General features: G+C 72.0%; 15 protein-coding genes. 5 read left to right on the top strand and 10 right to left on the bottom strand.

Annotated features, from left to right (window positions below):
• Nucleotides 1–12: 12 nt before the first annotated feature.
• On the bottom strand, nt 13–798 hold the full coding sequence (locus WMF24_RS33595; protein WP_437731520.1) for a DUF481 domain-containing protein: 786 nt from the start codon (nt 796–798) through the stop codon (nt 13–15).
• 208 nt (nt 799–1,006) lie between these two features.
• Between WMF24_RS33595 and WMF24_RS33590 the strand changes: the two genes are divergently transcribed.
• The gene (locus WMF24_RS33590; RefSeq protein ID WP_437731519.1) at nt 1,007–2,338 is read left to right on the top strand and encodes an aminotransferase family protein; all 1,332 of its coding nucleotides are present in this window, start codon (nt 1,007–1,009) and stop codon (nt 2,336–2,338) included.
• 101 nt (nt 2,339–2,439) lie between these two features.
• Nucleotides 2,440–3,267, top strand: a complete 828-nt coding sequence (locus WMF24_RS33585) for a Uma2 family endonuclease (RefSeq protein ID WP_437731518.1) — start codon at nt 2,440–2,442, stop codon at nt 3,265–3,267.
• An 81-nt stretch (nt 3,268–3,348) separates the two neighbouring features.
• On the opposite strand, the gene WMF24_RS33580 is transcribed toward WMF24_RS33585, so the two are convergent.
• The 7 genes from WMF24_RS33580 to WMF24_RS33550 all read right to left on the bottom strand — a co-directional run bounded on the left by WMF24_RS33580 (nt 3,349) and on the right by WMF24_RS33550 (nt 12,236).
• A complete protein-coding gene (locus tag WMF24_RS33580; protein WP_437731517.1) occupies nt 3,349–4,632 on the bottom strand; it encodes an RNA polymerase sigma factor in 1,284 nt (427 codons plus the stop codon).
• A gap of 108 nt (nt 4,633–4,740) precedes the next feature.
• Nucleotides 4,741–5,190 (bottom strand): YciI family protein, encoded by a 450-nt coding sequence (locus WMF24_RS33575; protein ID WP_437731516.1) that lies wholly within the window; start codon nt 5,188–5,190, stop codon nt 4,741–4,743.
• A gap of 199 nt (nt 5,191–5,389) precedes the next feature.
• The gene (locus WMF24_RS33570; RefSeq protein WP_437731515.1) at nt 5,390–6,334 is read right to left on the bottom strand and encodes a tetratricopeptide repeat protein; all 945 of its coding nucleotides are present in this window, start codon (nt 6,332–6,334) and stop codon (nt 5,390–5,392) included.
• 59 nt (nt 6,335–6,393) lie between these two features.
• Nucleotides 6,394–7,944 carry a serine/threonine-protein kinase gene (locus tag WMF24_RS33565; protein ID WP_437731514.1) on the bottom strand — a complete coding sequence of 517 codons (1,551 nt, stop codon included), beginning with the start codon at nt 7,942–7,944 and terminating at the stop codon, nt 6,394–6,396.
• Between the two features lie 271 nt (nt 7,945–8,215).
• Nucleotides 8,216–9,460: a formylglycine-generating enzyme family protein gene (locus WMF24_RS33560; protein WP_437731513.1), complete on the bottom strand. Its 1,245-nt coding sequence runs from the start codon at nt 9,458–9,460 to the stop codon at nt 8,216–8,218.
• A gap of 309 nt (nt 9,461–9,769) precedes the next feature.
• Nucleotides 9,770–10,492 carry a VTT domain-containing protein gene (locus WMF24_RS33555; protein WP_437731512.1) on the bottom strand — a complete coding sequence of 241 codons (723 nt, stop codon included), beginning with the start codon at nt 10,490–10,492 and terminating at the stop codon, nt 9,770–9,772.
• Between the two features lie 217 nt (nt 10,493–10,709).
• Nucleotides 10,710–12,236 (bottom strand): deoxyribodipyrimidine photolyase, encoded by a 1,527-nt coding sequence (locus WMF24_RS33550; protein WP_437731511.1) that lies wholly within the window; start codon nt 12,234–12,236, stop codon nt 10,710–10,712.
• 210 nt (nt 12,237–12,446) lie between these two features.
• Between WMF24_RS33550 and WMF24_RS33545 the strand changes: the two genes are divergently transcribed.
• The 3 genes from WMF24_RS33545 (at nt 12,447) to WMF24_RS33535 (ending at nt 16,674) form a co-directional block, all read left to right on the top strand.
• Complete coding sequence (locus tag WMF24_RS33545; RefSeq protein WP_437731510.1) at nt 12,447–13,646, top strand: hypothetical protein; 1,200 nt, start codon at nt 12,447–12,449, stop codon at nt 13,644–13,646.
• A complete protein-coding gene (locus WMF24_RS33540) occupies nt 13,643–14,401 on the top strand; it encodes a ferritin-like domain-containing protein (RefSeq protein WP_437731509.1) in 759 nt (252 codons plus the stop codon). The genes WMF24_RS33545 and WMF24_RS33540 overlap by 4 nt, the downstream gene beginning before the upstream one ends.
• 158 nt (nt 14,402–14,559) lie before the next feature.
• Nucleotides 14,560–16,674, top strand: coding sequence for an alpha/beta fold hydrolase (locus WMF24_RS33535; protein WP_437731508.1), 2,115 nt, complete (start codon nt 14,560–14,562; stop codon nt 16,672–16,674).
• Nucleotides 16,675–16,746: 72 nt separating this feature from the next.
• On the opposite strand, the gene WMF24_RS33530 is transcribed toward WMF24_RS33535, so the two are convergent.
• Together WMF24_RS33530 and WMF24_RS33525 are read right to left on the bottom strand one after the other, a co-directional pair.
• Nucleotides 16,747–17,205: a response regulator gene (locus tag WMF24_RS33530; RefSeq protein WP_437731507.1), complete on the bottom strand. Its 459-nt coding sequence runs from the start codon at nt 17,203–17,205 to the stop codon at nt 16,747–16,749.
• A gap of 190 nt (nt 17,206–17,395) precedes the next feature.
• Nucleotides 17,396–18,181, bottom strand: a complete 786-nt coding sequence (locus tag WMF24_RS33525; RefSeq protein WP_437731506.1) for a TerC family protein — start codon at nt 18,179–18,181, stop codon at nt 17,396–17,398.

The raw sequence follows: 18,181 nt of genomic DNA, 5'->3' as shown, positions 1-18,181 counted from the left end.
CCGCGCGGCGGATCAGAAGCTCACCTGGAGCGTGCTCTTCAGCGCGGCGTCGAGCGGGGCGACGCCCGCGGGCGGCGCGGCGTCGTAGGCCGAGCCGAACGACATCTTGAGGGAGAGGTGCTTCGTCGCTGTCGCGAGGATCGATGTCTCGCTGAGCACGCGCACGTCCCCGGGACGGTCGAGCCGCGGCTGAACGTAGAAGGTGTTGCCGAGCTTGAGGTGGGGCGTGACCGACGACGAGAGGACGAGGTAGGCCGACAGCCGCGCGTCGGTCACCCGCGCGCCCGCGTCCGGCTCCGGGCCCGACGCGAGCTGCTCGTGCTCGATCATGAGGGCCACGCTGGCGGCGGCCTCGAACCCCTGGAAGGGCGCGACGCGGAGCCGCGGCCCGGCGCCGACGAGCGCCCGCAGCGCGAGCCGCCGGAAGTCGTCCCGGTCGTGCTGGACGAACGCCTCGGCCTCGAGCGGGCCGGTGATCGAGATCCGGTACCGGAGGTGCTCGAGGTCCTTGTCGACGATCGGGTCGCCGTTCTCCTCGGAGAACTCGGCGCGGGCCATGAGGAAGACCTGGTGCCGGCCAGCGCGGTACCCCGCGATGGTGCTGCCGCTCAGCGCCGTGAGGCGCGTGTTGCCGGTCCGGATGTCGGCCGAGCCCTCGACGGTGACGGCGAGCCCGTCCTTGCCCCCGTTGGCAGCGACCAGCGGGTGGACGTTGACGATCTGGGCGCCCGCCGGGGAGGCGAGGAGCGCGAACGAGAGGGCGAGCGGCGCGAAAGCGAGGCGACAAGGACGGACCACGGCGTGCGTTCTAAACGATCTCGTGCAGCACGCCGAGGGCGCTCGGGTGGTCCGGGCTCCGTGACGACCGCGACGGCGCCCACGGCGCGACGCTGCGCGAGGGCGCGCCGCCCGGAGCGGTAGCGGGCGAGCGGCGCGGGGAAAATCGCGTGCGAGGAGGTCGGCTCACCCTCTACGCTGGACGCCTCCTCGAACCGCGAAGGTTGCCATGAGCGATGACATCGTCGAGCTGACAACGAAGCACACGTACGGCACCTGGCGCGCCCAGCGCGGCTGGAAGCCGATCCACGTCACCCGCGCGGAGGGCTGCGCCTTCTGGGACGCGGCCGGCAAGCGCTACCTGGACCTGTCCTCCCAGCTCATCTGCTCGAACCTCGGCCACCAGAACGAGGCCGTGATCGAGGCCATCTGCGCGCAGGCGAGGCAGCTCGCCTACATCAGCCCCGCGCACACCTGCGAGGTGCGGGCCAGGGCGGCGCAGAAGCTGCTCGAGGTGATGCCGAAGGGGCTCGACAAGTTCTTCTTCGCGACGTCGGGCACCGAGGCGAACGAGGCGGCGTTCAAGATGGCGCGGCTCTACACGGGCAAGCACAAGATCATCGCGCGCTACACGTCGTACCACGGCTCGACGGCGGGCTCTGTCGCGGCGACGGGCGACTTCCGCCGCTGGTTCATCGAGCCGGCGGGCAAGATCCCGGGCGTCGTGTTCGGCCCCGAGGTGAACTGCTACCGCTGCCCGCTCGGCCGGACCCACCCCGAGTGCGGCGTCGCCTGCGCCGACTACCTGGCCTACATGATCGACCACGAGGAGAACGTGGCGGCGGTGCTCGTCGAGCCGATCGTCGGCACGAACGGCGTGCTCATCCCGCCGGCCGACTACCTGCCGCGGATCGCGGAGGTCGCGCGCAAGCGCGGCGTGCTCCTCATCGCGGACGAGGTGATGAGCGGCTGGGGCAGGACCGGAAAGTGGTTCGCCGTCGAGCACTGGGGCGTCACCCCGGACATCCTGACGACCGCGAAGGGCGTGACGAACGCGGCCGCGCCGCTCGGGGTCGTCGCGACCTCGCGCGCGATCGCGGACTACTTCGACGACAACATGTTCGCGCACGGCCACACCTACGAGGCCCACCCGCTCACGCTGGCCCCCGTGATCGCGGCGATCGACGAGTATCGCCGGCTGGATCTCCTGAACCGCGCGACGAAGATGGGGGCGATCGTGGGCGAGAAGCTCCGCGCCCTGAAGGAGAAGCACCCCTCGATCGGCGACGTGCGCGGGATCGGCCTGTTCTGGGCGGTGGAGCTCGTGAAGGATCGCGCGACGAAGGAGCCGTTCAACGTCCCGCAGGACAAGGCGGCCCGGCGGCCGCTGGTCGTCGACGCGGTGGTCGCCGAGGCGGCGAAGCGCGGCGTGTCCGTCATGGGGTGGGTGAGCCACCTGCTCGTGGCGCCGCCGCTCATCATCAGCGAGGCGGAGATCGACGAGGGGATCGCGGCGCTCGACGCGGCGCTCGACGTCGCGGACCAGAAGCTCGCGGCCTGAGGCGCGCCGGGGGCGGGGCGGCCTCCCGCGGGCCGCCCGGACCGGCGTGCCCCGGGCCGCCGCGCGCGGGCCGGGGCGGGGCGCGTGCTATGCTGGCGGCCATGACGGCACGTACGAACGGCTTGCTGCCCCGTCCGCCCCGCGACACGGGGCCGATCGAGCTGCGAGACTTCGGCCCGACCGGCCGGCGGCTGGGCACCGAGGCCGACTGCTACGACGGCAGCCCGTGGGAGCTGCACCGCGGAGAGCTGATAGAGCAGATGGGGAGCAAGGATATCCACGGCATCGTGATGGCCCTCATCGCCGCGCTCTTCCGGACGCACGCGCGCGAGGGGCTCACGGTCATGACGGATGTCTATTGCGACCTCAGCGACCCGGGGGGGCCGTCGCTCCGGGCGCCGGACGTGGTGGTCGTCGGCGACCTCTCGTCGCCGCGGAACGACGCCTACCGCGGCACGCCGGTGCTGGCCGTGGAGATCCGGGGCACGCAGTCGCGGCGCTACCTCGAGGAGAAGGTGAAGCTCTACCTGGAGCACGAGTGGCCCTGGGTGTGGATCGCGCACGCGGAGCGGCGGGAGCTCGAGGTCGTGCGGCCGGGGACGGCGTCGATCACCTACCGGCCGGGCGCGGAGGTGCCGCTCCTGCCGGAGCTGGGCAAGCACGGCCTCGGCGCCGTGCCGGTCGCGGCGCTGTTCGAGGAGCGCGACGCGTCGCGGTTCACGGACGAGTGGGTGGAGGCGCGCACGCAGGCGCGCACGCAGGCGCGCGCGATCCTCGCGGTGCTCTCGGCCAGGGGGCTCGCGGTGCCGGAGGCGGTGCGGGCCCGGGTGCTCGCGTGCGAGCAGCCGGCGGCGCTGGAGCGCTGGCTGACCAGCGCGGCGACGGCGGCGAGCGCGGAGGCGTTCGCGGCGGCGGTCGATCGCGGCTGATCCGCGGCGCCGCTGCCCGGCGGGGCGGCGGCGGCGCAGAGCCCGCCTCCCGGGGGCGCCCCCTCGGGCCGCGCGCCTCGGTCACCGCGGCGGCGCTGCCGGGCCGCGCGCGCACCCGGCGGCGCGCTCGAGGAGCAGCGCGCGCTCGCGCGCGTTGCGCGTGAGCGACGCCGCCCGCTCGAACTCCGCGCGGGCCTCGTCGAGGCGGCCGAGCTTCGCGAGCAGGTCGCCGCGCACGCTCGGCAGGAGGTGGTAGCTCGCGAGGGAGCGCTCCGACATCAGCGCGTCGACGACCGCGAGCCCCGCCGCCGGGCCGGACGCCATCGAGAGCGCGACGGCGCGGTTCAGCTCGACGACCGGGGACGGCGTGACGCGGGCGAGCGCCGCATAGAGCGCCGCGATGCGCGCCCAGTCCGTCTCCTCCGCGGCGCGCGCGCGCGCGTGGCACGCGGCGATCGCGGCCTGGAGCGCGTACGGGCCGAGCGCGCCGCCGAGCGCCTCGGCGCGCTCGAGGGCCGCGAGGCCGCGGCGGATGAGCAGGTGATCCCAGAGCGCGCGGTTCTGCTCCAGGAGCAGGATGGGCTCCCCCGACGGACCGACCCGCGCCCTGGACCGCGACGCCTGGATCTCCATGAGCGCGACGAGGCCGTGGACCTCGGGCTCCTTCGGGACGAGCTCGGCGAGGATGCGGCCGAGCCGGAGCGCGTCCTCGCAGAGCGCGGGGCGCATCCAGTCGTCGCCCGCCGTCGCCGAGTAGCCCTCGTTGAAGACGAGGTAGATGACCTGGAGCACCGACGACAGGCGGGGGGCGAGCTCGTCCCCGCGCGGGACCTCGAAGGGGACGCGCGCCTCGGCGAGGGCCCGCTTGGCCCGGACGATGCGCTGCGCGACGGTCGGCTCCGGGACGAGGAACGCGCGCGCGATCTCGTCGGTCGTCAGGCCGCCGAGCAGGCGGAGGGTGAGCGCCACCTGCGCCTCGGTCGAGAGGACCGGGTGGCACGCCGTGAACACGAGGCGCAGGAGGTCGTCGCCGACGTCGTCGTCGAGCGCGGCGTCGAGATCCGGCGCGGCCTGCGCCTGCTGGGCCTCGATCGCGTGGCCGAGCTCCTCGTGCTTGCGCTCGAGCCGCTTGTTCCGGCGGAGCTCGTCGATGGCGCGGCGCTTCGCGGTGGCCATGAGCCAGGCGCCCGGGTTGTCCGGGACGCCCGACTCGGGCCACCGCTCCAGCGCGGCGACGAGCGCGTCCTGCGCGAGCTCCTCGGCGAGGCCCACGTCGCGCACCATGCGCGCGAGGCCGGCGATGAGCCGGGGCGATTCGATCCGGAAGACCGCGTGGATCGCGCGATGCACCTCGGGGGCCGTCACGGCGACCGATCAGAGCACCATCCGCCGCGGGCGCAAGCCCTCTGTCCGCCGGGAGGCCTCTCCGCGGGCGGGAGCCACCCTGCGCCGGCGCGACGCCGCGCGCCGAGGCTACTGCTTGCCGGACGACTCCGCGCGCAGGCGCTCCTCGGTCTGCGCGCGCAGGCGATCCTCCTGCTCGCGGAGCTCGGGCGTGAGCGCAGGGCCGAAGTCGTCGGCCGTGAACACCTGGCGAATCTCGATCTCGGAGTCCTCGAGCATCGGGTTCGGGCAGCGCTTCACCCACGCGATGGCCTCTTCCTTCGACTTCACCTCCCAGATCCAGTAGCCGGCGATCAGCTCCTTCGTCTCGGCGAAGGGCCCGTCGATGACGGTCCGCTTGTCGCCCGAGAACCGGACGCGCGCGCCCTTCGCGCTCGGGTGGAGGCCGTCGCCCGCGACCATGATGCCGGCCTTGACCAGCTCCTCGTTGTACTTCCCCATCTCGGTGAGGAGCTGCTCGTTCGGCATGACGCCCGCTTCGCTGTCCTTCGTGGCCTTGACGATGATCATGAATCGCATGGTCGTGTCTCCTTGGGTGGGTGTCTGGAGCTGGGCTCCGGAGGGTCTCTGGCCCGGGGTGAACCCTGGCTTCACCGTCACGACGAACGGGGGTACGCGGGATCGACACGCGGGGCGATCTTTTTTGCGTTTGCCAATAAGTGGCGGAAATGATTGAAGATCGAGGCTGCCTGCCCGCCCGCCGCGCAGGCCCCGGCGCTCAGAAGCGGCTGCGCAGCAGCGCGCCGCCGCCGCCCGGCAGGATCGCCGGCGCGAGGGCGACCGAGGTGCCCTGCTCCGGCGCCGTGAGGAGGAGCACCACGCCAGCGCCGATGCCGGCGAGCCCGAGGACGCCGAGCACGGTGCCCGTGGTGGTGAGCGTCTGACCCCGTGACCTGAGGGACATGCCGTGGTCGCTGCACTGCGACGGCGTCGGGCATTCGTCCTCGAGCTCGCCCTTCGTGCCGAGCGCCAGCCCGCCCGTGATGAGGCTCCCGCCCAGGGCCGCGACGCCGACGCCGCCGATCACGAAGGCGAGCGTGCGCCTCCCGCTGGAAGGGGGCGCGGGCGCGGTATGCGGGGGAGGCGAGGGGGCCTGCGGCGCGGCGGACATGTCAGGCGTCGTCGGCGGCGGCGCGGCGGCGGCCGGCGGCGGATCGAGGTGGACGTTCTCGCGCGCCCCTTCCTCGAGCGACACGCGCGCCTCGGTCTGCCGGCCGTCTGCCCACCTGACGACGACCACGTGGTCCCCGGGATCGACCGGGAGCTCGGCGCCGACGCTGCCTTGCGGCAGCGGCGCTCGGTCGATGCGCAGCTCCGCCGGCGCGGGCGCGCCCTGCGCGAGCTCGATGACGAGCCTGGGCAGCCGCGGCGCGAGCGCCGTGAGCTCCTGCTTCGTGCTGGGCAGGCGGGGATCGCCGGGCTGCAGCTGCGGCAGCAGCTCGTTGAAGTGCCGCCATGCGCTCGCCACCCGCCCGATCTCCCTCTCGCACAGCGCCAGGTTGTACAGGGTGCCGCGGGCCGGATGGATCTCCTGGCTCTTGAGGAAGAGCGGAATCGCACGCGGGCAGTCGCGCGCCTCCGCCAGCGCGACGCCCTGCTGGAAGAGCTCGTACGCCTCGTCCTTCGGGGCTTTGGGCTGCTGCGCGGACGCCGCGCCGCTCATGGCGCCGAGGACAGCGAGCGACAGCGCGCAGCGTGCTGCGGCAAGGTCTCTTGTTCGTCTCACTCGTAGATACCCCGAGGGTTGCTGGGCGTCTTGGGTGGGCTGTTCGCCGGAGGAGGCTGTCTCGGCGGAGTCGGCGCCTTGACGATCGCCGTCGGCTTCGCCTTCACCGGTGCTGGCTTCGTGGACGGAGCCGCCGGCGTCGGCGCGGGTGCGGCAGAGGCGCTCTGGGTGGGCTCGGGGTTCGCCGGAGGCGCAGGGGGCGCGGTCTCGGTGGGGGTCACCGTCACCGGAGCCGCCGCGGCGGGGGACGCCGACGCGGCCTCGGGCGCTGCGCTCGACACGACGGGCGCGCCGCCGCCCACGGACACGCTCGTCGTGAGGCGCCACGCCAGGAAGAACCCGGCCACGACGAGCGCGCCGGCGGCGCCGGCGAGCAGCGCCACGCGGCTGCGGGGCGCACGGCTCCGCGTTGTGTTGCCCCAGGAAGCGTGCGGCAGCGTCGCGTGCGCAGTCCCCGCCGCCTCGCTGCTGGGCGACGATGGCGCGCCCGGGGGAGCCGGCATGGGAGCGGTCGTGGCCTCGGGCACGACGGGCGCTTCGCCCCACGAGGGCGACGACGCGCCGAGCGCGCCGGGGGACCCGGGGGCCGGCGGGTATCCGGCGCGGGTAGCGGGCTCCGGCAGGATCCGGTCGATGCTCTCGAGCGAGAGCCTCGCGCGATGCGTGCCGAAGGGCGCGAGCACTCGGGCGATCTCGGTCACGCTCTGGACGCGGGCCGCCGGGTCCTTCGCGAGGCACCGGCTCACGAGCGCCCCCACGGCCTGCGGCAGATCCGGCCGCAGCGTCAGGACGGGGGTGGGCGTGTCCATCATGATGGCCGCCGTGACCGCGGTGATGCTGTCGCCCTCGAATGGGTGCCGCCCGGTGAGCATTCGATACAGGATCACGCCGAGGGCCCAGATGTCGGTGCGAATATCCGCATACTTCAGGCTGCGGATCTGCTCGGGCGACATGTAATGAATGGAGCCCATGATGAGGCCCGTCGCGGTCAGGCTCGCTTCCTTGACGGAGTCGCCGGTGGCGATGAACTTCGACAGACCGAAGTCGAGGACCTTGAGGAGCGGAGTCCCGTCGGGGCGGCGGGTGAGGAAGAGGTTCTTCGGTTTGAGGTCGCGGTGGATGATGCCGCGCGCGTGGGCCTCGGCGATCGCCTCGCAGGCCTGGAGGAGGTAGTCGGCGGCCTCGGCGAGCGGGAGGGGGCCGCGGTTCTGGAGCACCTGGCCGAGATCGTCGCCGGTCAGGTACTCCAGGACCATGTAGGCTGCGCCCGAGTCGAGCGTGCCGACGTCGATGACACGCGCGATGTGCTGTCCGTCGAGGGCGGCGGCGGCGCGGGCCTCGCGGAGGAAGCGGGCGCTGGCGTCGGGCAGCGCGGCTGCCTCCGGGAGGAGGAACTTGACGGCGACGCGGCGCTCCAGGACGAGGTGCCACGCCGCGAGGACCACGCCCATACCGCCGGCGCCGAGGACGCGCTCGATGCGGTACTTGCCCGCGAGGACGTCGCCGGGAGCGGGGACGCCGGCGGGGACGACGGGCTGCTGCGGCATGGTGGGAGGAGAGGGTAGCCGGGCGGTGGCGCGGAGTACAAGAGGCGGGGGACCTTCGGAGTACGGGACGCGGGCGACCTTCGAAGTGCGCGGGGCGGACGGTCCTCGGAGAGATGGCCGGGGTTGCGGCGCTGCGGTGGTGGGCGGGGCCGGACGGCGGCCGCGGAGCGCTGGGAGGAGCCGTGATGCCGGCGGAGCGATCGCGACGGGAGGAGCGATCAGGGAGGGAAGGGCGCCTGCCGCGGGCGCGGCGCCGGGCGGTGCGCCGGCTTCAGAGATCCCTCGCGCAGCGGACGCCGTGGTAGGTGTCCGCGGAGCGCGCAAGCGCATGATTGCGCCTGACCGCCCGTGCGCTCAGTGCGGATGCCTTGTAGCTCCCGCCACGGTTGACCCGGTAAGGGGCATCAGCGAGCTGGGCGCAATCGGTGCACGGGTTCGTGTAGGAAGACAGCGCCGGGATACCAGGGTCGTACGAGTCCAGCACCCATTCCCGCAAGCTCCCCGCCAGATCCGATTGACCCCATAGCCCATCTCCATCCGTGGATTTCGATCCAACCTCCAGCAGGTCGCCTCTCGTGCACGCAGCGCCGAGATCCCCATCTCCGCGGCAGCCGTACAGCGCGCGCGAATCGCCGATCCCCGAGCCCCACGGGTACTGCCGCTGCGCGTCCCCTCCGGCCGCCGCGTAGGCCCACTCCGCCTCCGTCGGCAGGCGTCCCCCATCCCAGACGCAGAACGCGAAGGCCTCGTACCACGTCAGGCAGCTGATTGGCCGTTTCTCGTTTGGTCCGGGGGTATCCGTCCATGTCCACAGGCCCGCATCCGGGGCGTTGCACATGAGGCTATCTTTCAAATCCCCCGTGCTCGCCGGAAGGTGCATGTTCCATGCTGACTTCCATCCACTCCGTGGAATTCTCGGGTGTGTTCCGTCGCCTTCCGATGGTGCGGTCGCCCGTGTTCCTCGCCCCGCATCCACGAATGCTCGAAACCGCTCCACGGTGACTTCGAACCTGTCCAGGTAATAGTCGCCGACCGTCGCATGGTCCGGCCCGCCCCTCCCGTCATCGTAGGTGCGAGCGAATGTGCCGCCATCCACTTTCCGGCTATCGCAGCAGCTCGTGGAGTCTTCGCGTCCGCACAGCGGCCCCGTACCGGACTCGCTCGCGCCGCCGCAGCTCGGCGGCAGCGCTCCCGGGCCGGAGCCTCCTCCGGCCGCCGCGGAGCTTGCGGCGGCGGAGCTCGTTGCGCCGCTGCCCGGCCCGGCGCCGCCGTCGCCCGCCCCGCCGCTACCGGGCCCGGCGCCACCTCCGCTTCCAGAGCTCTCTCCGCTGCTCGATCCGGTGTCGTCCCTCCCCCCGGTGTTTGTCGTTCCGCTGCTCGGTCCCACGCCTGCGCTGCCGTCGCCCAGCGTATAGCCGTCCCAGTCCGCCCCGAGGATCTGCGCGCACCCTCCGCCTACGACAGCCGCAGCTAGCACGCCGGCCCATCCGGCGTTCGTCCAGGTCCTGCTCAGCATCTCCTACAGCCTCACTCCCCTGCGCTTCTGCTGTCAAGCCACTCCCCTGCGCCGCTCCTGCATGGCGCGTGGGGGACCGGTGGTGAGTGGGGCACCAGGAATGCGACGGTAGGCCCATGGAGAGGGAGTCCGTCGTGCGGCGCGGGTGATGGGCCCATGGTTGAGCCCAGTCGATCTTCATGCTCCGGCAAGGCCGGAGCATGAAGATCTCAGTCGAGTCCGGCGGGGCCCCCGCGCCGCGCGACGGACTCCCTCTCCATGGGCCGGGCAGCTCTGCAAGACGTCCCGGCCGGCCCTCCGAGCCCTCGCCTACGGCTCGGCGCCGAGCCGCTCGGCGCCCTTCTTCTGCTGGAGCCGGTGCTTGACGGCCCCGAAGATGACAGGCGCCACCGAGATGAAGATGATCAGGTAAACGACCCGCTCGATCTGCTTCGCGTCGAAGACCTTGCCAAGGAAGTACCCGAGGAAGGTCATCGAGGAGACCCAGAGCACGCCGCCAACAACGTTGAAGATCGCGAAGCGGCGGTAGGCCATCTGGCCCACGCCCGCCACGACCGGCGCGAACGTCCGGGCGAACGGCATGAAGCGCGCGAGGATGATCGTCTTGCCGCCGTGCTTCTCGTAGAACTTCTGCGTCGCGATCAGGTGATCCTTGCGGAACAGGAGCGACTGCTCGCGCGTGAAGATCTTCGGCCCGGCGCGCCGGCCGATCGAGAACCCCACCGCGTCGCCGATGATCGCCATGGCCATCAGCGTGACGTTCATCAGGAGCAGGTTCTGGAAGTTCGTCAGGTTGAGCGGGTTGATGAGCCCCGCGTTGACGAGCACCCCGGCGGTGACGAGCAGCGAGTCGCCGGGAAGGAAGAACCCGATGAGCAGCCCCGTCTCGGCAAAGACGATGATCATCAGGACGGGGTAGCCGCCCCACTCGAGGAGCGACTCGAGCTCCCTCAGCCTGCTGAAAAATTCACGGAGGAGTTCCACGCCCGCTCGATAGCTCACCTCGGCGGCCGCGTCGAACCCCGCGTGCACCCCCGGCGCCGCGGCGCTCCCGCGCGCACCCCCGCGCCGCGGCGCTCCCCGCGCGCACCCCCGCGCCGCCGCCGCCGCTCCCCGCGGCCCCTCTGCGCCGCCGCCGGCCCCTCTGGCAGCGCCGCCGCCCGGCGACGCACCCCGTCGCGACGGCGGCGCCGGCCCCCGCGGGCCAGCCCCCGCGCCGCACGCCCCGCGCCTGCGGTGGGCGCGCACGCTACGGCGCATACCGCGCCAGGTACTCCTTGAGGTGCAGCTTCCGGGCGGTGTTCTCGGAGGACATGTACCGTACCGTGCCGAAGATCTCCCGCTCGGGACCCCAGGCCCGATCGTAGCGCCCGAGCACCCAGAAGATCCCCGAGGTCGAGTTCGGATCGCGGCCGTCGAGCGCATACCGGTCGTTCAGCTCGACCATCACCGCAAGCGCCTCGCGCGGCGTCGGCGACCACTCGAGGATCTTCTTGCCCCAGAGCATCCGCAGGTAGTTGTGAATCCGCCCCTCGCGGAGGAGCTCGACCTGCGACGCGTTCCAGATCCGGTCGTAGGTCGCCGCGGCCGCGAGCGCCTCGAGCGAATAGACGCGCGGGCGCCTGTCGCGCTCGTGCTTCTTCAGCGTCGCGAGCGCCCAGTCCGGGAGAGACTCGTAGTCGGTCGGGTCGCGCTTCCACGAGAGGCGCGGCCCGTCGCCCTCGGTCGCCCCGAGCGCGAAGGCGTTGAACCCGATCTCCCGCCACGTGACGAGCTGCTCGAGGAACGCCTCGGCCGAGGGGCTCATCCCCCAGAACCCCTCGCGGCTGCCGCTCGGGCGCTTCTCGCGGTCCTCCGCGTCACCGAGCCGATCGAGCCGGAAGCGCTCGCGTCGGGCGACCGCGGCGAACACCTCGTGCGCCGCGAGGTGGCCGAAGTGCAGGTACGGCGACAGGCCGCTCGCCGCGCCGGCGTCCGGGTGATCGCGCTCCTCCAGGTAGCGCGGGAGCCGCTCCGCGACGAAGCGCGCGAGCTCCTCGCCGGCCGCCACCGGGCCGCCCCGGCGGGGGACCGGCGGGACGGCGTGATCGATGGGGAGCGCGGCGAGCGCGGCCGGGTCGCCCCCGAGCAGCGCCGGCGAGGCCGCGGGCCACCGCCGCGCGATGGCGCGGGGGAGGGGGGCCGCCGGCCGGAGGCGCGCCTTGTCCAGCGGATCGGCCGCGGGCAGCGCGCCGAGGTGATCGCCGATCACCCGCTGCCAGAAGATGCGGAACGAGCGCGCCGTCGTGAACACCCGATCGGCCGCGCGGACCGGAAGGAGACCGTTCGAGTCCACCTGCTCCAGGCGGACCGGCACCTGCCGCGCCGCCGAGGCGACCATCCGGGGGAGAAAGAAGCACGGATAATCGTCCGTCACCACCACGCACGCCCGCGCCGCGAGCGCGCCGAGCAGGCCCTTGCCGGCGCCGTCGGCGGGCTCGACGTAAGGGTGATACAGCGCGCCCGCCGCCGCGAAGCGGCGCGCGTTGTCGGCCATGCCGTCGATCACGAAGCGATGGAGCCTGTCGCTCGCCCAGCGGTAGCCGCACCGGAGCGCCTCGAGCACGACGAGCGGCCGATCGAGCTCCGCCGCCCAGGCGATCGCCCGCTCCAGGCCGAAATTGTGGCGTGTCCGGCGACTCGCGATCATCCAGTAAAGGACGTGATCGCCGCCCTCGCGCACGGGCATGGCGTTGCGGGTGCGGATCCGGAGATCCGGGACGCTGCTCGAGATCACCCAGGGCTCCTAGCACGGCCCGGCCCGGAGCGCGCAGGACGACCCGGAATGACGCCATCGCGCAGGGCGCGGCGCGAGGGCGGGTCGATCTGCCGACTCGCGCGCGTCCTCTGCGCGATCCGCGCGCTTGCGGTGCGGTGACGGCGGCCTCAGGTACCGGCTCAGCGGTCGCTCGCCGAGGTGCGGGCGCGACGCGCGAGGAGGGGCAGCATGGCTCTTGATATCCTGAAGGAGCGGGGGACTCCGCTCGACCGTCAGGCGTTCAACTGGCGCGATCTCGTCCAGGTACCGTACAGCAAGCTCGACGATGACGCCTTCAGCCGGATCCGCGTCATCCTGATGAACGGCATCGAGCTCGAGAGCGTGCGGTTCCTGCACAGCTTCGCGCGCGTGAACCGGGATCTCCGCCGCGTGCTCGCCCAGGTGCGGCGCGTCGACCACCACCAGGTCACGCTGGTGAACTGGCTCAACCCGCCGGACCAGTCGCCGCTCGAGACGACCATCGGATACGAGCAGGTCGCCATCGAGATCACCGCGCACGCCGCCCTGTCCGAGCCCGATCCGTACCTCGCGCAGGTGTATCGCTTCGGCATGCTCGAGGACTACGACCACCTCTATCGCTACTCGGCGCTCCTCGACCGCCTGGAAGGCAAGGACTCGAACAACCTCCTGCAATCGTACACCGACGTGACGGCGGGGCGCCCGACCGCGGTGGAGCACCGCGCCCCCGAGGACGACGTGCGCGCGCCGTACGACCGCAGGACCGCGAGCCCGATCACGAAGCTCAACGCGCTCACGATCATGGCCGCCGAGCAGCAGACGCACAACTACTACGTCAACGTCGGGCCGTTCTTCACCGACCCGGTGGCGCGGCTGCTCTACGCCGAGATCGCCTCGATCGAGGAGCAGCACGTCACCCAGTACGAGGCGATGATCGACCCCGACGAGACCTGGCTCGAGAAGTGGGTCCTCCACGAGGCCAACGAGGTCTACAACTACTGGAGCTGCCTCCAGCAGGAGCAGAACGCCCACCTCAAGCGGATCTGGGAGCGGTTCCTCGATTACGAGCTCGGGCAGCTCCACGTCGCCATCGAGCACCTGGGCCGCATCGAGCGGCGCGACGCGGCCGAGATCCTGCCCGCCTCGCTGCCGGATCCGGTGTCGCAGAAGAGCCACCGCCAGTTCGTGCGCGACGTGCTCTCGCGGGAGGTGCACCTCCGCGCCGTCGGCGAGCACATCGTCGATCCGAACGTGATCCCGGAGAGCGCCGCGACGCTCGCTTACCGGCAGCAGATGAACTCCGCCGGCTCTCCCTCCGAGATCGTGGCCGCGGGCTACCGGTACACGCCGGGCACCGAGCTCTCGCGGCGCGCCGAGAAGATCGACGGACAGAAGGAGGCGACTCCATGAAGCAGATCACGATCGGGACCAACATGACGGGCATCGCGACCTCGCCCCTCGACAGCAAGGAGCTCATCGAGGCCGCGCAGGCGATCCCGCCGAGCTCGCCAGGGAGCGAGGCCGACGCCGCGGCGGTCAGGACGGAGTACGCGCGGGAATCGGGCACGGTCGGGAGCGTGCCGCCGCCGACGAGCCTGAAGGGGATGGTCAAGGCGGCCGGGGAGCTCATCCAGGGCAGGCCGCCGGCGCTCCTCATCGACAAGCTGGGCGAGCGCCTCCAGTTCGAGCGGTCGGGTACGCGCCTCTACGAGGCGCTGATCGCCAAGTACGACGCGGAGGGCGGCTTCGAGGGAGGCCCGAGCCGCGCCGATCTCGAGGCGATCCGGGACGACGAGCTCAGGCACTTCGACCTGCTCCGGCGCGCGATGGAGCGGCTCGGCGCCGATCCGACCGCGATGACGCCCGGGGCCAACATGATCGGCCTCGCCTCGTCCGGCGTGCTCGCCGTCGCCGTGGAGCCCAGGATCAGCTTCGGCCAGAGCCTCCAGGCGCTGCTCGTCGCGGAGCTCACGGACAACGACAGCTGGCGCATGCTCATCGACCTGGCGACGGCGTACGGTCAGGACGAGATGGCGGCCGAGTTCCGCGTGGCCGAGCAGCACGAGGCGCGCCACCTCGAGCTTGTGCGAGCGTGGCTGTCGAGCAAGCTCGCGCTGGACGCGCGCGGGGCGCCCACCTCCACGACGCCGCAGAAGGCCGCCTGACGCGGCCACGGGCGGCGCGCGAACGCGCCGCGGCGCGCCGCGGCGCGACACGGCGCGACGCGGCGATGGACCGGCCCCGGGGATCTGGGTATGACGCTCGGCGCGCGGACGCGGCGCATGTGGGGTGCCGCCGGCGGATCCGCGCCTCGGGTGAACCCATGAACCTGCCCCAGAAGCTCCGATCGCTGTTCCTGCTGCCCCTCGTCGCGCCGCTCGCCTGCGGCGGCGCCCCGGCGCCGGCGCCGGCGCCGCCCCAGCAGGCCGCCGCGCCGCCCCCGGCAGCCCCGGCCGCCACCGCGCCCCCGGCGCCGGCGAAGGACGCGCCGCGCGCCGACGCGTCGCTCATGCCCCGGCGCCTGCTCTTCGGCAACCCGGAGCGCGCGTCTCCGAAGATCAGCCCGGATGGGAAGCGGCTCGGGTTCCTCGCGCCCTCCGAGGGCGTGCTCAACGTGTGGGTCGGCCCGGCCCAGGACCCGTCGGCCGCGAAGCCGGTCACGAAGGAGAAGAGCCGCGGCATCCGCACCTTCCTGTTCCCCTACGCGAGCGACGTCGTCCTCTACCGCCAGGACCAGGGCGGCGACGAGAACTGGCATATCTACGCCGTCGACCTCAAGACCGGCCAGACAAAGGACCTCACGCCGTTCGAGGGCATCGCCGCGCAGATCGAGGGGGTGAGCCAGAAGATCCCGAACGAGGTCCTGATCGGCATGAACGATCGGGACAAGAAGCACCACGACCTCTACCGCGTCGACCTCCGCACCGGCGAGCGCAAGCTCGTGCGGCAGAACGACGGGTTCGCCGGGTTCGTCACCGACGACGACTTCAAGGCGCGGCTCGCGATGCGGCTGACGCCCGACGGAGGCCAGGAGTACCTCGACATCACCGGCAAGGAGCCGAAGCCGTTCGTCGCGTTCGGGCCGGAGGACGCCTTGACGAGCGGCCTGGTCGGCTTCGACGCGACCGGCAAGACGCTCTATTCCCGGGACAGCCGCGGGCGCGACACCGCCGCGCTCGTCACGCTCGACCTGCGGACCGCGAAGCCCACCGTCGTCGCCGAGGACGCGAAGGCCGATGTCTCCGGCGTGATCGTCCACCCGAAGACGGAGAAGGTCCAGGCGGCCGCCTCCGAGTACGACCGCAAGCGCTGGCATGTGGTCGACAAGAGCATCCAGCCGGACCTCGACGCCCTCCGCGCGGTCGCCGACGGCGAGCTCGACGTGCTGAGCCGCTCGCTCGACGACAAGCGGTGGACGGTCGGCTTCACCGTCTCCGACGGGCCGGTGCGGTACTACCTCTACGACCGCGGCGCGAAGAAGGCGACGTTCCTCTTCTCGAACCGGCCAGCGCTCGAGTCGCAGCCGCTCACGAAGATGCGGCCCGTGGTCATCAAGGCGCGCGACGGCCTCGATCTCGTGAGCTACCTGTCGCTGCCGCGCGCCGCCGACCCGGATGGGGACGGCAAGCCGGACAAGCCGCTCTCGACGGTGCTCCTCGTCCACGGCGGCCCCTGGGCGCGCGACACCTGGGGCCTCAACGGGATGCACCAGTGGCTCGCGAACCGCGGCTACGCCGTGCTGAGCGTCAACTACCGCGGGTCGACGGGCTTCGGGAAGAAGTTCATCAACGCGGGCAACCTCGAGTGGGCCGGCAAGATGCACAGCGACCTGCTCGACGCGGTGGAATGGACCGTCGCCCAGGGCATCGCCGACAAGGCCCGCGTGGCGATCGTGGGCGGCAGCTACGGCGGCTACGCGACGCTCGTCGGCCTGACGTTCACGCCCGAGACCTTCGCCTGCGGCGTCGACATCGTCGGCCCGTCGAACCTCGTGACCCTGCTCGAGTCGATCCCGCCCTACTGGGCGCCGATGCTCGAGCTGTTCGCCAAGCGGGTCGGCGACCCCCGCACCGAGGACGGCCGCGAGCTCCTGCGCTCGCGCTCGCCGCTCTACCTGGCCGACAAGATCAAGCGGCCCCTCCTCATCGGCCAGGGCGCCAACGATCCGCGCGTGAAGCAGGCCGAGAGCGACCAGATCGTCAAGGCCATGACGGGCAAGGGCATCCCGGTGACGTACGTGCTGTACCCCGACGAGGGCCACGGCTTCGCCCGGCCGGAGAACGCGCTGTCGTTCAACGCGATCGCGGAGACGTTCCTCGCGCAGTGCCTCGGCGGCTCCTACCAGCCGGTCGGCGACGACTTCAAGGGGTCGAGCGTCACCGTCCCCGTCGGCGCAGACGTCGTCCACGACCTCTCCGCGGTGCTCTCCGCGCGCTGATCCGACGCCCGCCGCGCCTCCGCCCTGGGCCCGCGGCGGCCCCGGGGCGGGGCCGCCGCGCCCTGGCCCGCGCTACGTCTGCTGCGTCGACGCGTTCCGCGCGCGCCGGCGGGACCCGGGCTCGCTCGCCGCGGGCGCGCTCGAGAGGTCGTCGAGCGTCTCGAGGAGCTGCTCCAGGTCGAACGGCTTGTTGATGATCCTCGTCGCGTCCGGGTGGTTCGGGTCGATGCAGAAGCCGGGATCGCTGAGCGCGGTCACGAGCACGATCGGCACCGCCATCCCCTCGGCCGCGAGCGTCTCCATGAGCCGGGGCCCATCCATGAACGGCATCACGCAGTCGAGGACGATCGCGTCCGGGGGCGCCTGGGAGCGCAGCCGCTCCAGGGCCTCGAGCGGATCGGTATAGCCCTCGACGTCGTACCCCTCCGCCAGCAGCACCTCTTCCAGTGTCTCGACGATCGCGTCGTCGTCGTCGACGATCACGATGCGCCGCCTCCGCCCTCGTTCAGCGTCTCCTTGCTCGTCGCTCACACTCACCTCGGTGGAGAACTCCGGTGTCACTTCTGGGACCGGCCGCTGTCGTCGTCGACCCTCGGACGTCCCGTCTGTGCGAATTGTTTACAGGCTCTCCCGGTGCTCGCTCCAGCAACCCCGGTCTCCGCCGGCTCTCCGGCGCTCCCCGGCCCGTGCGCCCGCCCACCGTGGCCGAGGGCGAGCGACCTCAGCTCCTCGGTTGAGGCTGCTCACCCGCGGAGAGGAGGTCCGGAGAGCTCCCCATCTTCGTGTGGAGCTGGACGGGCCTCTGGCGCAGCCGGAGGCGCATGTTGACGAGCTCGACGCCGAGCGAGAACGCCATGGCGAAGTAGATGTAGCCCTTGCTGATGTGCTGGCCCATGCCGTCGGCCACGAGCACCACGCCGATGAGGAGCAGGAAGCTCAGCGCGAGGATCTTCATGCTCGGGTGGCGGTGGATGAAGGCGCCGATGCGACCGGCGAAGACGAGCATCACGCCCACGGCGATGAACATCGCCACCATCATGATGGAGACGTGCTTCGCCATGCCGACCGCGGTGATGACCGAATCGAGCGAGAAGACGATGTCGAGCACCACGATCTGCGCGATGACGGAGGGGAATGACGCCTTCACCTTCGGCTGGCCTTCCGCGGCGTCGTCGACCTCGAGCTTGTCGAACATCTCGTGGGTCGACTTGCCGATCAGGAACACACCGCCGCCGAGCAGGATCAGGTCACGCCCGCTGAAGTCGTGGCCCAGCAGGCTGAACAGGGTGGCCTTGAGCCCCATCACCCACGAGATCGCGAGCAGGAGCAGCAGCCGCATGCCGAGGGCGAGCAGCAGGCCGATGCGGCGCGCCACCGGCTGCTGCTCCGGCGGCAGCTTCGCCGTCATGATGGAAAGGAAGACGATGTTGTCGATTCCGAGGACGATTTCCAGCGCGCTGAGGGTCGCCAGCGTGATCCAGCCATCAACGTGCAGAAAGGCGCTCAT

The organism is Sorangium sp. So ce1335 (genome assembly GCF_051521615.1).
Classification (GTDB): domain Bacteria; phylum Myxococcota_A; class Polyangia; order Polyangiales; family Polyangiaceae; genus Sorangium.
The sequence above is the reverse complement of the archived record's forward strand: the minus strand, read 5'-3'. Positions and strand labels throughout refer to the sequence as shown.